This window comes from Halopiger xanaduensis SH-6 (genome assembly GCF_000217715.1).
In the GTDB taxonomy this organism is placed as follows: Archaea; Halobacteriota; Halobacteria; order Halobacteriales; family Natrialbaceae; genus Halopiger; species Halopiger xanaduensis.
In genome coordinates this window covers 790,095-804,320 of the sequence record NC_015666.1, presented here as the reverse complement: position 1 = coordinate 804,320, position 14,226 = coordinate 790,095, and the positions used below count along the sequence as shown (strand labels likewise).

Annotated in this window: 14 protein-coding genes; 9 read left to right on the top strand and 5 right to left on the bottom strand. The window is 65.9% G+C overall.

What is annotated here, in order from left to right; genetic code table 11:
• Positions 1-9: 9 nt before the first annotated feature.
• The 3 genes from HALXA_RS03955 (at position 10) to HALXA_RS21955 (ending at position 2,981) form a co-directional block, all read left to right on the top strand.
• On the top strand, positions 10-1,230 hold the full coding sequence (locus HALXA_RS03955; protein WP_013879022.1) for an ABC transporter ATP-binding protein: 1,221 nt from the start codon (positions 10-12) through the stop codon (positions 1,228-1,230).
• The gene (locus tag HALXA_RS03950; protein WP_013879021.1) at positions 1,214-2,599 is read left to right on the top strand and encodes an ABC transporter ATP-binding protein; all 1,386 of its coding nucleotides are present in this window, start codon (positions 1,214-1,216) and stop codon (positions 2,597-2,599) included. Before HALXA_RS03955 ends, HALXA_RS03950 begins: the two co-directional genes overlap by 17 nt.
• 226 nt (positions 2,600-2,825) lie before the next feature.
• Positions 2,826-2,981 carry a hypothetical protein gene (locus HALXA_RS21955; protein ID WP_013879020.1) on the top strand — a complete coding sequence of 52 codons (156 nt, stop codon included), beginning with the start codon at positions 2,826-2,828 and terminating at the stop codon, positions 2,979-2,981.
• A gap of 88 nt (positions 2,982-3,069) precedes the next feature.
• Here the strand turns inward: HALXA_RS21955 and HALXA_RS03945 are convergent, their stop codons facing one another.
• On the bottom strand, positions 3,070-3,657 hold the full coding sequence (locus tag HALXA_RS03945; RefSeq protein WP_013879019.1) for a hypothetical protein: 588 nt from the start codon (positions 3,655-3,657) through the stop codon (positions 3,070-3,072).
• A 169-nt stretch (positions 3,658-3,826) separates the two neighbouring features.
• Between HALXA_RS03945 and HALXA_RS03940 the strand changes: the two genes are divergently transcribed.
• On the top strand, positions 3,827-4,273 hold the full coding sequence (locus tag HALXA_RS03940; RefSeq protein WP_049895143.1) for a DoxX family protein: 447 nt from the start codon (positions 3,827-3,829) through the stop codon (positions 4,271-4,273).
• 119 nt (positions 4,274-4,392) lie between these two features.
• Here the strand turns inward: HALXA_RS03940 and HALXA_RS21950 are convergent, their stop codons facing one another.
• On the bottom strand, positions 4,393-4,560 hold the full coding sequence (locus HALXA_RS21950; RefSeq protein ID WP_013879017.1) for a DUF7556 family protein: 168 nt from the start codon (positions 4,558-4,560) through the stop codon (positions 4,393-4,395).
• A gap of 132 nt (positions 4,561-4,692) precedes the next feature.
• On the opposite strand from HALXA_RS21950, the gene HALXA_RS03935 reads away from it, so the two are divergent.
• The 3 genes from HALXA_RS03935 to HALXA_RS03925 all read left to right on the top strand — a co-directional run bounded on the left by HALXA_RS03935 (position 4,693) and on the right by HALXA_RS03925 (position 8,007).
• Positions 4,693-5,547 (top strand): CBS domain-containing protein, encoded by an 855-nt coding sequence (locus HALXA_RS03935; protein WP_013879016.1) that lies wholly within the window; start codon positions 4,693-4,695, stop codon positions 5,545-5,547.
• Positions 5,540-7,312: a glycine--tRNA ligase gene (gene glyS / locus HALXA_RS03930; protein WP_013879015.1), complete on the top strand. Its 1,773-nt coding sequence runs from the start codon at positions 5,540-5,542 to the stop codon at positions 7,310-7,312. Before HALXA_RS03935 ends, glyS begins: the two co-directional genes overlap by 8 nt.
• 104 nt (positions 7,313-7,416) lie before the next feature.
• Positions 7,417-8,007, top strand: a complete 591-nt coding sequence (locus tag HALXA_RS03925; protein ID WP_013879014.1) for a dolichol kinase — start codon at positions 7,417-7,419, stop codon at positions 8,005-8,007.
• A gap of 5 nt (positions 8,008-8,012) precedes the next feature.
• Here HALXA_RS03925 and HALXA_RS03920 read toward each other — a convergent pair whose 3' ends face one another.
• Positions 8,013-9,257: a glycosyltransferase gene (locus HALXA_RS03920; protein ID WP_013879013.1), complete on the bottom strand. Its 1,245-nt coding sequence runs from the start codon at positions 9,255-9,257 to the stop codon at positions 8,013-8,015.
• A gap of 561 nt (positions 9,258-9,818) precedes the next feature.
• On the opposite strand from HALXA_RS03920, the gene HALXA_RS03915 reads away from it, so the two are divergent.
• Positions 9,819-10,157: an acetylglutamate kinase gene (locus tag HALXA_RS03915; RefSeq protein ID WP_148263629.1), complete on the top strand. Its 339-nt coding sequence runs from the start codon at positions 9,819-9,821 to the stop codon at positions 10,155-10,157.
• Between the two features lie 219 nt (positions 10,158-10,376).
• Here HALXA_RS03915 and ppk1 read toward each other — a convergent pair whose 3' ends face one another.
• A complete protein-coding gene (gene ppk1, locus HALXA_RS03910; RefSeq protein ID WP_013879011.1) occupies positions 10,377-12,680 on the bottom strand; it encodes a polyphosphate kinase 1 in 2,304 nt (767 codons plus the stop codon).
• A gap of 115 nt (positions 12,681-12,795) precedes the next feature.
• Entirely contained in the window at positions 12,796-13,485 is a 690-nt protein-coding gene (locus tag HALXA_RS03905) for a metallophosphoesterase family protein (RefSeq protein WP_013879010.1), read from the bottom strand.
• A gap of 221 nt (positions 13,486-13,706) precedes the next feature.
• Here HALXA_RS03905 and HALXA_RS03900 point away from each other — a divergent pair, with 221 nt between their 5' ends.
• Positions 13,707-14,207 carry a hypothetical protein gene (locus HALXA_RS03900; protein WP_013879009.1) on the top strand — a complete coding sequence of 167 codons (501 nt, stop codon included), beginning with the start codon at positions 13,707-13,709 and terminating at the stop codon, positions 14,205-14,207.
• Positions 14,208-14,226: the final 19 nt, after the last annotated feature.

Sequence of the window (14,226 nt, the reverse complement as noted above, 5' to 3'; positions counted from 1 at the left end):
TACGAACCCATGTCCCACTCCGAACCCCTCCTCCGCGTCGAAAACCTGAAGACACAGTTTTTCACCCAAGCAGGCACGGTCCGCGCCGTCGACGGCATCTCCTTTACGGTCCGCGAGGGCGAGATCGTCGGCCTCGTCGGCGAGAGCGGCGCCGGCAAATCGGTCGCCTCGATGAGCCTCCTCCGCCTCGTCGAGTCGCCCGGCGAAATCGTCGCCGGCGAGATCACCTACAAGGGCGAAACCATCTTCGGCCTCGAGGAAGGCCCGGACGGCGAGTTGCGGGAACGCGACGACGTGCTCTCCGAAGAGGAGATTCGAACCCGGATTCGAGGCAACGAGATCGCCGTCATCTTCCAGGATCCGATGGAGTCGCTGAATCCGGTCTTCACGGTCGGCGGGCAACTGCGGGAGTTCATCGAGTTGAACCGCGGCCTCGGCAAAGACGAGGCTCGACGGGAGGCGATCGACATGCTCCGCGAGGTCGGCATTCCCGACCCCGAGGAGCGCTACGAGGAGTACCCCCACCAGTTCTCGGGCGGGATGCGCCAGCGCGTGCTGATCGCGATGGCGCTGGCCTGCGAACCCAGCCTCATCATCGCCGACGAGCCGACGACGGCGCTGGACGTGACGGTAGAGGGGCAGATCATCGACCTCGTGGACGAACTGCAGGAAAAGTACGGAACGAGCTTCATCTGGGTCACCCACGACATGGGCGTCGTCGCCGAGATCTGCGACCGCGTGAACGTGATGTACCTCGGCGAGATCGTCGAGCAGGCGCCGGTCGACGAGCTCTTCCACGACACGAAACACCCCTACACCGACGCCCTGCTGGATTCGATTCCCCGACCCGATCGGACCGTCGAGCAACTCGAGCCGATCGAGGGGACGATGCCGGAAGCGATCAGTCCGCCCTCCGGCTGTCGGTTCCACCCGCGCTGTCCCGACGCGCGGGAGGTCTGTCAGCGGGTGCATCCGGAGACGAAGGCGGTCGACCGCGCCGGCGACCACCCGCACCGGGCGGCCTGCGTCAAACACGAGGCCTTCGACGTGGGCTACGACGAGAGCCCGCCGCTGCGGACGGAGCCGCAGGCGACCGCCGACACGCCGGAGAGCGGACGGAGCGAGAGCCGCTCGAGCGCCGACGGCGACGAGGAAGCCGAGAACGCGAGCGGCGGGAGTCTCGCCGGCGACGCCCGCGCCGACGGCACCGGAGGTGACGGCCGTGAGTGACGTCGGTCGCATCACCGGCGAGACGGCCACCGACGTCGTCGAGGGGGAGCCGCTGCTCGAGGTCGACGGGCTCAAGAAGTACTTCGCGCAGGAGTCGGGCCTTCTGAGCGGCGTCTCGATCGACACGAGCCAGTTCCCGCCGATCGACGTCGGCCGGGAGCGGGTCAAGGCCGTCGACGACGTGAGCTTCGACGTCCGCCGGGGCGAGACGCTGGGGCTCGTCGGCGAGTCCGGCTGCGGGAAGAGCACCCTCGGCCGGACGATCCTCCGGCTGCTCGAGCCGACCGACGGGACGATCGCGTTCAAGGGTGAGGACCTCGCGGAGATGAGCGGCGAGGCGCTCCGCGAGAAGCGCGCGGAGATGCAGATGATCTTCCAGGACCCGCAGGCGTCGCTCGATCCGCGGATGACGGTCGGCCGGATCATCGAGGAGCCGATGCGCGCCCACGACATGTTGGACGACGAGGGCCGGGAGGCCCGCGCGAAGGAACTGCTCGAGAAGGTCGGGCTGGACCCGCACCACTACGAGCGCCACCCGCACGCGTTCTCGGGCGGCCAGCGCCAGCGGGTCAACCTCGCGCGGGCGCTGTCGGTCGATCCGGACTTCGTCGTCTGCGACGAGCCCGTCTCGGCGCTGGACGTCTCCATCCAGGCGCAGGTGCTGAATACGATGGACCAACTGCAGGACGAGTTCGGCCTGACCTACCTCTTCATCGCCCACGATCTCTCGGTCATCCGCCACATCTCCGACCGCGTAGCGGTGATGTACCTCGGCAATATCGTCGAACTCGCCGACAAGGAAGAGCTGTTCGAGAACCCACAACACCCCTACACGGAGGCGCTGCTCGAGTCGATTCCCATTCCGGACCCGCGGAAGCGAAACGCCCGCGGCGTGCTCGAGGGCGAGGTGCCGAGCCCGGTGAATCCGCCCTCGGGCTGTCGGTTCCGGACCCGGTGTCCGCGCCTGATCGCGCCCGAGCGGTACGCGTTGACCGACGAGGAGTGGGCCCACACGCGGGCGTTCATGCGCGCGGTCAAGCGTCGCACGTTCGAGCCGACGGCGGCCGCCGACCTCGAGCGGGAGTTCTTCGACGGCGACCTGCCGAGCGGCGAGGCCGGCGAAATCGTCGCGGACGCGATCGAGTCGATCGCGACCGATTCCGAGCGGGGCGCCGCCGGAGGAACCGCGAGCGCGGCGGCCGACGGCGGCGAGGTGGGAGCCGACGCCGTCGATTGGGAGACGGCCACCGACCTGCTGCTCGAGTCCTTCGCCGAGCGGAGCATCTGCGCCCGCGAGCGGCCGGCCTACGAGGTCGACCCGGCGTACGGCTCGGGGACCCACTACGCGGCCTGTCACCTCCACCGTTGACGATGCAGGTCACCCGACGCCGTCCAATCGAGTCTCGAGGAGTCACGGCCGCGTCCGCGGTACGCTCGTCGCGTCCGAGCTCAACTGGTCGCACCGCCGACCGGTAGCCAGGACGACAGTTTTCCGAAGTCGTGCGAACGGTTGACTAATCCGTGAACAACGATTAACTAACACGATCGATCGCTGCAAAAATACTTATCCGTGTCGCAGGAGTATTTACTCGTGTATGAGTAAGATCCTCGCTCTGATGGCGACGTACACGCAGACCGGCGCAAAGATCCGACGAACGATCGAGCACTCCCCCGACTTCGGCGACGAGTCGGCCGACAACGACGACAGTCCCTCGGGGCGCATTCCGCCGGGCGGGATGCTCACCGGGTAAGGGGTGAAACAGTTGCGCGGACCGCGATCCGATCGCTGCTTTTCGATCGCCCGCGTCGACCGCCTCGCCGACCGGTCGACTCCGGGTTTCACTCGAGTTCGATAACAGTCGAATCGCTCGGCCGATAGCGATCCGCGTGCGTCGCGACGAACGCTTCGATTTCGTACTCGCCGGGTTTCGGAACGACCGATTCGTGCTGCTCGTCGGTCCGCTCGAGTCGCCCGTTCCACGTCACCGTCGCGCGCTTTCGCTCGCCGCCGCGGAACGAGATCGACGACGGCCGGTCCCGGACGTAGCGGCGCTCGTCGGTGGCCTCGAGTTCGCCGTCGATACACCAACCCCACGGCCGCTGGCGCGGCGTCGGGACGTCGACCGGCAGGGGAAGTCGATTCCTGAACGTGACGGTGATCTCGACGGGGTCGCCGCGCGCGTAGACCGCGCGGTCGGTCTCGACCGCGACGTCGATCGCGCGTCTGGCGACGGCCGCGGGGACGAGTCGCTCGAGGCCGAGACCGGCGGTGAGGGCGTACGTCGATTCGGCAGTCTCGAGGCCGATATCGCGACGCGAGTGCAGGCCCGTGCCCGACTGCGCGTCTCGGTTCGTCCCGGACCGCGCGCGTGACCGGGAATGCGAATCCGAACGCGATCGGTCGCCTCGCGGTCGGGAGCCGTCCATGCACAGTTCCACGACGCCGCACCCACTAAAGCTAGCCTCGATCCTCGCGTGCTGTACGTTCACGCGTCGTTCGCGAAACGTCCGCAACTGTCGATAACAGCCGTGTTACTTGGGGAAACCGATGTCCAAGAACGGCTATGTCAGTACGGACACTACAGGAGGTTACACGATGTTACTAGCGATCGAATCGATACTGTTGCAGTTCGACGGCCCGTTTGCGGCCGAACTGTTCCTCGTCGCACGCATCCTGTTCGGCGGCACGCTCGCCTTTACGGGACTGAACCACTTCCTCGACCTCGAGAGCACGGCCGGCTACGCCGAGATGAAGGGCGTTCCGGCGCCGAAAGCGTCGGTCGCGCTGTCCGGCTTCGCGCTCGTGTTCGGCGGCGTCGGCATCGTACTCGGCGTCTTCCCGGCGCTCGCGGGCGCCGCGCTGGCCGTCTTCCTGCTGGTCGCGACGCCGACGATGCACGACTTCTGGGCCGCGCCCGAGGAGCAGCGACAGACCGAAATGACGCAGTTCCTCAAGAACGTCGGCCTGCTCGGCGCGTCGCTCGCCGTGATCGGCATCAGTGCGCTCGAGTGGCCGTACGCGGTCGGACTCGGATTCTTCTAACGCCGCTACCGGTTATCAGCGGTCAGTAATCGACCGTCTCGAATCGCTACCAGCTATCGACCGTCGCGACAGCGATCAGTAATTCGGAACCGAAAGAATAGAGGATCCCCCAACCCCCGTTATCGCCACGCAGTCAGCGTCGGCGCGTCGTCGGCCTGCATCGAAAGCCAGGCGTCGTCGGCCGAAATATCGGCGATGACGTACGCGTCGCCGTCGCTTGCGTCGGTCGAATCGATCGAGCCGACGATCGTCTCGTTCTCCGTCATGGCGTGGGGGTTCGTCGCCATGTATGGTACTGTCTCCCACCCACATATAAAGTCGTCGAATCGGACTGTCCGTCGGACGGACCGATCGGACGGCGGGGGTCGCCGGCGTGTGAAACACTGGGTTTATACTCATTTTCGCCGTACCGTGGGGATATGAACGTAGCCGACGCGATGACGCCCCGCGAGGACGTGGTGACCGTGGAGCTGCCGGGTACCCGGTCCGACGTCCTCGAGTACCTGCAAGAACAGCCGTTCTCGTCGGTCCCGGTGGTCAAGCCGACCGACGACGGTCCCGAGTACCGCGGGCTGATCTCCCGGAACGCCCTGATCGAACAGCCCGACGAGGACCAGCTGGTCATGCTGATGGACGAGGACGTGCCGACCACCACGGCCGACACCGCCCTCGAGGACGTCGCGCGGACGATGGTCGAACAGGGCGCGCGTCGCGTCCCCGTCGTCGACGGCGAGTTCGAGGGGATCGTCACCGTCACCGACGTCGTCCACGCGATCGCGACGGGCGACCAGCCGACCGACGGCACCGTCGAGGCGTGGGCCAGCGAGAACGTGAACGCAACCTACGAGGGGACGCCGCTGCCGGTCGCCGAGCGCGAACTGTCCTACGCGAACGTCCCCTACGCCGTCGCGCTCGACGACGACGGCCGGATGAGCGGCATCCTCACGGTCGTCGACGTGCTCGAGGTCGCCCGGATCGTCGAGGGCGAGGAGGAGACGGGCGACAACTTCGGCGATCAGGACGACGAGTGGTCCTGGGAGGGGATCAAGGCCGTCGGGAGCCGCTACCTGCCGACGCGGGACATCGAGATCCCCGCCGGCCCCGTCGGCGAGTTCATGAGCGACGACGTCGTCACGGTCTCGGCGAACGCGTCGATCCAGGAGGCCGCACAGCGGATGATCAGCAACGACATCGAACAGATTGCGATGGTGACCGGCGAGCAGCTCGTCGGCATCGTCTGCGACATCGATATCTTGGAGGCGCTCTATGAGTGAACAACAGCACCAGGACAGGAGCACGGCGACGAGCGAGAAACTGGTCGAACTGGCCAAGCGACGCGGCTACTTCTTCCAGTCCTCCGGGGCGTACGGCGGCGTCGGCGGCTTCTACACCTTCGGCCCGCAGGGCGCGTCGCTGAAGGGCAACGTCGAGGACGCCTGGCGCGACCGGTTCGCGGTCGCCGAGGGCAACATGGAGATCGACGCGCCGACGATCATGCCCGAACCCGTCTTCGAGGCCTCCGGACATCTGGACGGCTTCGACGACATGCTCGTCGAGTGTCCGGAGTGTGGCGAAAGCCACCGCGCGGACCACGTCGTCGAAGATAACACGGAGTACGAGGACGCCGAGAGCCTCCCGATTCCGGAGGTCGAGGAGGTCATCGCCGAGTACGAACTCGTCTGTCCCTCCTGCGGCGCCGGCCTCGCGGGCCAGGCCGTCGAGGCGTTCAACCTCATGTTCGCGACGAACATCGGCCCCGGCGACTCCGATCCCGGCTACCTGCGCCCCGAGACCGCGCAGGGCATCTTCGTCGAGTTCCCGCGGCTGAAGGAGTACGCCCGCAACCAGCTTCCGTTCGGCGTCACCCAGATCGGCCGCGCCTACCGCAACGAGATCAGCCCGCGGCGATCGATCATCCGGACCCGCGAGTTCACGCAGGCCGAACTCGAGTACTTCGTCGACCCCGAAACCGACAGCCCGGACCTCTCGAAGGTCGAGGACGTCGAGGTGACGCTGTACCCGGCCAGCGAACAGAATAAAGAGGACGGCGAGGAGATTCGGACGACGATCGGCGACGCCGTCTCCGAGGGCATCATCGGCGACGAGTGGGTCGCCTACTTCCTCGGCGTCGCGAAGCCGTGGTACGACGCGGTCGGCGTCGACATGGACCGGTTCCGGTTCCGCCAGCACCTCTCGGGCGAGCGGGCCCACTACGCCGCGGACTGCTGGGACGCCGAGAGCGAGATCGACGGCAACTGGATCGAGATGGCCGGCTTCGCCTATCGGGGCGACTACGACCTCTCGAAACACGGCGAGCACGCCGACGACCGGTTTACGATCTTCAAGCAGTACGACGAGCCCAAGACCGTTGAACGCGCGACGGTCGACCCCGACATGAGCTACCTCGGCCCCGAGTTTGGCGGCGACGCCCAGGCCGTCGTCCAGAAGCTCGAGGATCTCGCGGCCCGCGACCGTTCGGCGTTCGACGGCGACACGGTCGAGATCACGCTCGAGGGCGAGACCCACGAGGTTCCGACCGAGAAGACCGGCTTCAGCGTCGAGGAACAGACCGAGGCTGGCGAGCACATCACGCCCCACGTCGTCGAACCCTCCTTCGGCGTCGATCGGCTGGTCTACACCGTCCTGCACCACGCCTACCGCGAGGACGAGGTCGACGGCGAGGAGCGCACGTACCTCGAACTCGAGCCGGAAGTCGCGCCGACCTTCGTGGGCGTCTTCCCGCTCCAGAGCGACGACGAACTGGTCGAACAGGCCCAGGAAATCGTCGACGACCTCCGCGAGGTCGGCCTCTCCGTGACCTACGACGACTCGGGCAACATCGGCCGGCGCTACCGTCGCCAGGACGAGGTCGGCACGCCGTTCTGCGTGACCGTCGACTTCGAGACCCTCGAAGAGGAGGAAACCACCGTCACGGTCCGCGAGCGAGACACCACCGAGCAGAAGCGCCTGCCGGTCGACGAACTCCCCGAGACGCTGTCGGCGCTTCGCGAAGGCGACCTCGCGTTCGAAGAGCTGTAACGCTCGTACTCGCACCCGCACCCGAATCATCGGTACGTTCGCAAACATTTCTCAACTGAACGTAACCGACGGACTGAAGGTCGTCTCCGTCGAGCGATGCAGTGATGGCCGACGAACTGAAGCGACGGCTGGTCCACGCGAGCGGCTCCGGGTTGGTCGCGCTCTACCTGCTCGCGGACGCCCTCGAGCTCGGGCTGACGTGGACCCGCTTTCGCGTCCTGATGGTCGTCCTCGCAACCGGCGCGCTCGTCCTCGAGTTCGTTCGGCTCCGGATCGGCCTCGACTGGCGGCTCTACGACGTGCTCACCCGCGACTACGAGGAGGACAACCCCGCGGGGTACGCCCTCTACCTGATCAGCATGACCGCCGTCGTCGTCGCCTTCGAACCCAAACTCGCCCTCCCCGCGATGCTGATGCTCGCGCTCGGCGACCCGATCAGCGGGGCCGTCTCGGACAACACGCTGAAGCGGGTCAAGGGACCGAAGGTGCTGGTCACGATGTTCGTCGTCTCGGCGCTGCTCGCCGCGCCCTTCCTCGCCGAGTCACCGCTGGCCGTGCTCGCGGCGGCGTTCGGCGCGACGGTCGCCGACGGCGTCACGCTCGAGATCCGCACCTACATCGTCGACGACAACCTGACGATCCCGATCTACGCCGCCGGGCTGGCGTGGCTTGCCCTCGAGTTCGGGGCCGTCTGAGCCGGCTAGTCACCGAAGACGGACGATTCGAACGCCTCGTCGGACTCGCGCAGGAGTCGATCGGTCCCCTGGTGCGTCTCGAGTTCGCCGGGTTCTAACTCGTCGTGGAGCGTCTCGATCGTCTCCGGGACGACCTTTTCGGTAACGTCGAACGTCGTCGCGGGCTGGAAAATACCCCAGAGCGCGCCGATCGCGTGAGTCACGACGGCGACCGGCGTCAGCGCGAGAACCGGCAGCCAGAGGAGCGGGTGTTTCCGATAGGCGATCAGGCCACCGCCCATGTAGACGAAGAGAATCCCCGCGAGACCGGCGGCGGTCGGACCGTACCACTCGAGGGTCGGAAGTTGCCCCGGTGCGAGGGACGCGGCGAGGGCGACGAGCGGGACGAGCGGCGAGAGCCCCCAGACGACGACCCGGGTGTAGTACAGCGGCCGGTAGCGTCGCGGCAGGATGTGGCCGTCGGCGATCGTCCCGGAGATCCACCGGCGGCGCTGTCTGATCAACTGGCGCACCGACGGCGGCGCCTGATTGCGAAAGCGGGTGTCGAGCAGCCGGTAGGAGAGGTCTCCCGCGGCGGCGGCCCGCCAGATGAAGTTCGTATCCTCGGTGATAGTGCGTGCGTCCCAGGTGACCGCGTCCTCGAGCGACGCGCGGACCGCGATCCCGCCGCCCCACGCGTAGAGCGGGTACCGCAGGCGGTGAAAGCCGAGCTGCTCGAGCTGGTAGCCGACGCGGAACACCTCGCAGAGGTACGCGAGCCGCGAGCCGGTGTAGATCGGCTTCTCGGTGAATTGGACGATATCGGCGTCCGGCAGGCCGTCGAAGCCGGTCATGATCGTGTCCTCGTCGAGGTAGAGCACGTACTCCGCCTCGCAGGGGACGTTTTGCCGGGCCCACTCGACGGCCCGGCCCTTTCTGACGGCCGCGCAGTCGAAGTCGTCGGGGACGACGTGGACGGTCGCTCCGTCGATCGACAGTTCCGATTCGGCGACGACGCGGACGTCGGCGATGGTGTTGGGGACAGCGTTGACCGTCGCCTGGACGACGGGTTCGGCGTCGACGGTCAGGATCCGAACCTGCACGTCGTCCGGTCCCCAGGGCCGGTCCCCGTCGGCGACGCGCCAGCCGCGAGCGAGCACGAGGGCCTCGAGGAGCCACCAGCCCGCCGAGAGGCCGTACAGGAGCAACCCCGCCCAGAGGACCGCGACGAGCGCACCCAGCAACGGGTTCGCGAAAAAGAACTCGAGCATGTGACTATCTATAGGTGCTGACTGTGCGCTCGGCCGACGATAAGGCTGGCGGCTCGAGGGTCGATACGGCCGGCCAGCGAAATCGAGAGGCGGGAGCTCCAGGCCGGTCTGGTTTGCAAAAGCGACGAGATAGCCACCCAATGTGTGCTCTCCACCCACAAAGAGAGATTGGGACGGTTCGAAACCCCCCGGTATCGCCTACGAACGATCCGTATCCCCAGCGGAAATAAGACGAGCAATCAGCGGTCGGAAACGGCAGTTCGCGTCTACGTATAAATTCTCATTACACAGATAGCCGAGGAGAATTCGGCGATTCGCCCGAGTTTACTCGCGGGGGGATTCCGACACATATGTCTGTTACTTGCAATAGCAGCACCGTTTCCGTGCTCAAATATGACACATATAAATGGGACTATATATCGCGCTTAATACGCTCACCGGCGCTACTCTCGGCCGGGTCACGTACGCGAGGACGGCGAGGCGTCCCGACAACGGGGCGTCCCACCGGGGCCTAGACCAGTGGCGACGCCGTCTCCTCGTACGTGCCCGGAGTGTAAAAGCATGAAGCGAACACTTGCAATCGTACTCACAGTCGCACTCGTCGGTGGCCTCCTGTTTATGGGCACAGCCGCCGCACAGGACAACGAAACCGACCAAGACGCGGATCTCGACCAAGCCGCTGCGAACGTCGCTGACCTCGCGCAGGAACAGAACCAGGCGAACGTGAACTCGCTCTCCGGCGAGACGGGCGACGCGCCGCTGATCCAGGTCCAGCAGACGGACCAGACGAACTTTGGCGAACAAAGCGCGGACGTTGAGCAAGGCATCGAGCAAGACGCCGATCTCGAGCAGGAGATCGAACGAATCGTCCAAGGGGCCTTGAACGGCGAAACGACGTAGACCACCGGGACGAGGAAACCCCCTCGCCCGCTGGAGTGGTGCTCCACACCCCGAATAGGGAGCACGCGCGTCGGGCGTGTTCCCGCGGCGGCGGCGAGTTGTCGACGCGTTGCCCGCTGTTTCTCACTCGCCGCCTCCGTTCGACGCGCGCTATCCACCCGCCCGATCACGAACCAGCCCTGATAAAGTCCGCGAACCCACTCTCGACCCCGATTCCGGTCAGTGCCGGGTCGTTCGTTCCCAGGCGGCCTCCATGAACGTCGCGTGGGCGTCAGGCGAGGGCTCGTCGACCCGTTGCCGACACCGCTCGTACGAACCGTCCGATCGCATCACCCACCGGTTTCGGGTATCCGCGAGCAGCGTCTCGAGAACCTCGTCGAGACGGGACTGGAGCCGCGGATCCTCGATCGGGGCGACCGCTTCGACGCGGTTGTCGAGGTTGCGTTCCATCCAGTCCGCCGACCCGGTAAAGTACCGCTCCTCGCCGCCCGCACGGAAGTAGAAGATCCGCGAGTGCTCGAGGAAGCGCCCGACGACGCTGTGGACGGTGATGGTCTCGCTGACGTCCTCGAGGCCCGGGCGCAGTCGGCAGATGTCCCGGACGATGAGATCGATGTCGACGCCGGCCATCGACGCCGCGTACAGTTCCCGGACGAGTTCCGGGTCCTCGAGGCGGTTGACCTTGAGGACGATCCGGGCGTCCTCGCCGTTGCGGGCGCGCTCGGCCGCCTCGCGAACGAGATCGACGAACCGCTCGCGCATGTTGCCGGGGGCGACGAGCAGCTTCCGGTACTCGCGGTGCATCGAGTGACCGGTGAAGTAGTTGAACACGCGCACGAGGTCCTGGCCGATGTCCCGATCCGCCGTCAGGAGGCCGAGGTCCTCGTACTGTTTGGCGGTCTCGGAGTGGTAGTTGCCGGTCCCGATGTGGGAGTACAACTGGACGCCGTCGTCCTCCTCGCGGACGACCAGCGACGTCTTCGTGTGTGTCTTGTAGCCGATCGTCCCGTAGGCGACGTGGATCCCCTCCTCCTCGAGTTTCTTGGCCCACTCGAGGTTGTTCTCCTCGTCGAAGCGAGCCTTGAGTTCGACCATGACCGCGACCTGTTTGCCGTTGCGGGCGGCCTCGATGAGCGTCTCGACGATCTTCGAGTCGCTTGCGGTCCGGTAGATCGCGGCCTTGATCGCCAGCACGTCGGGATCGTTAGCCGCCTCCTCTAAGAATCGCTGGACGGTATCCTCGAAGGCGTGGTAGGGGTGGTGGACGAGCACGTCGCGGTCGCGGATCACGTCGAAGATCGAGCGACCGTCCTCGCGCGATCCCAGCCGCGGATGCGACTGTGGCGTCCACTCGGGCAACCGCAACTCGGGGCGATCGAGGTCAGCCAGTTCGAAGAAGTCCCGGTAGTCGAGCGGGCCCGCCAGTTCGAACACCTCCCGATCGTCGAGGTCGAGTTCCCGCGTGAGAATCTCGCGGATCTGCTCGGGCGGCTCCTGCTCGATCTCGAGGCGCACGACGGTCGCGAACCGCCGCTCCTCTAAGACCTCCTCGACCATCTCGATCAGGTCCTCGGCGACCTCCTCGTCGCGGCGCACCTCGGCGTTGCGGGTCACGCGGAACAGCGCCGTGTCGACGATCTCGACGTCGGGAAAGAGCAGATCGAGGTTCTCGCGGACGACCTCCTCTAAGAGGACGTAGCGGTCGTCGCCGTCGCCCTCGCCGAGCTGGACGAACCGGACCTGATTGCGCGGAATCTTCACCCGCGAGAACGTCAGGTCGTCGCCCGACCGTTCGCGCGTGAGCACGGCCAGCGAGAGGCTCTGATTCGAGATGAACGGGAACGGGTGGGCCGGATCGAAGGTCAGCGGGGTTAGCGTCGGCAGCACCGAACTCTCGAAGTAGTCCCGGACCTCGCGGCGTTCGGAGTCCGAGAGGTCCGCGTAGTCGACGATGTCGATCCCCTCGTCGGCCAGCGCGGGCTCGATCTCGTCGCGGTAACACGCGGCTTGCCGCTCGAGGAGTTCGTGGGTTTCGTCCAGCACTTCGCGCCACTGCTCGCGGGGCGTACGTCCGTCGGGCGTTTCCTCGGTGATGCCGGCGGCGATCTGCTGTTTCAGCCCGCCGACGCGCTTGCGGATGAACTCGTCGACGTTCTTCGTGAAGATCGCGAGGAACTTCACGCGCTCGAGCAGCGGGTTCTTCTCGTCGATCGCTTCGTGAAGCACCCGCCGCTGGAAGGCGAGTTCGCTGAGTTCGCGGTTGAGGTAGTACCTCGGATCGGAGAGATCGACGTCGAGTGACGCCGGTCGGGATTGGCGCTCGAGGAGTGATTCTGTGTCGGTCGTCGCGTCGCCGGAATCCGCATCCGGCGCGGATTCGGCTGTGGTGTTCTCGACATCGTCGTCCGATTGGACGTCAGTCGCGTCGGCAGCGCGGTCGCCTCCGCCCTCGTCCGACCGGAACGCGAGGGTCGGTTCGTCGTCGGCCGACTCGTCGTCCCTCGGCGACCCTCCGTCACTCATCGGCCGAACGATCGGCCCGTCGCTGGGATCCCGATTCGAGTTCGCCGTCGATTTCGAGTCCCGTCCCCCGCAGTCCGCTTCGGACGTGTCATCTCCGTTCATGCTGGGTCCCCCGTTACCGCTCCCCGGCGGCGACGAACTTCTCGTCCGGCCGCGCCTCGTGTTCGGGCGTCGAAACGCTCACGAACCGCTCGCGGCGAACGTCGTACGCCGTGAGGTGGCCGCCGTAGACGCAGCCGGTGTCGAGTCCGACCGCACACTCCCGCTCGAGGGGCTCCTCGAGCACCGTGTGGCCGAAGAACACCCGCGGACCGTCGGCGTACTCGTCGAACCAGAACGGCCCGTCGTAGCCGTCGCCGTTCGGGCTGCGCATCGTCAGCAAGTCGCCGTTCGAGTGCTCGAGAAGGGGACGGCTCGGGTCGACGCCGCCGTGGACGACCAGATTGCCCTCCCACGAGATGGCGGTCGGAAGCGATTCGATGTACTGACGATCGGACTCATCGAGTGCCGGAAGCTCGGCGCGACCGTCGAGGAGCTTCTGTTCGTTGTTTCCCCGGACGGACCGCAACTGCGGCGACGACTTGACACGGTCGAGTACCGCCTTGCTGTCCGGTCCTTTCCGCACCAGGTCGCCGACGAAGATCGCGAGATCGCTCGACCCGAACTCGAGCGTCGAGAACAATCGTTCGAGGGCATCGGGGCAGCCGTGAACGTCGCCGACGACGTAGACGTCGTCGTAGCGATCGATATCGATCCGCTGTTGAGTAAACGATGCGTCGTCGCCGGATGCGGATACAATCGTCACGAGTTCTGTGGCGGGACCTTTCGGAAAATAGAAAATAAGCCGTTATATGTTACATACAGTAGAGTTTATAGCTATACGTAGATAACATATTTATCCAGGATCGAGTACGAATCAGCACTGCGAAATTTGCGCTGCTGCCTGTCGAGTTCAAATATGTACGCTCGAATGTTTATACTATTCGAACTGTTTAATACGTATTAGTATGTACGCGATCACATCACATGGGGAGGGAGTTACGGATTCGAGTGAGGGAGGACCGAACGCCGCCGCAGTTCGACGGTCTCGAGGGGTTCGAGGTCGACGACGAGGAGTGGCGACTCTCGCTCGACGCCCACCGCGACCTGCTGGTCGAGCTAACCGGCGTCGAGCCCGACGGCGACCTCATGCTGCAGGAACTCGTGACGATTCGGGCGCGACTCGAGGGGTACATCGAGCGAACGAGCCGACCGGCAAAGGGGGCGGTCGAGGGACCAGTTGACGAGGATCGGGATCGTTCACAGGGGCGGGTAAAACGGTTCCTCGAGTGGCTCCGCACGGCCATCGCGTGGATCGGGCGAGACCGGTTCGACGAGGGGACAGCCCGGAAAGACGACGAGGGGGCCTCATATTCGGACGAGCGGATCCGACACCTTGCGGCCGCCTTCCGAGCGGCAGCCGACGCGCGGCGACGCGAGATTGCGGGTCCGAACGCCGCGTCGGCGGGCCAACCCGCCGCGGACTGACGAGCGATGACGGCTGCGG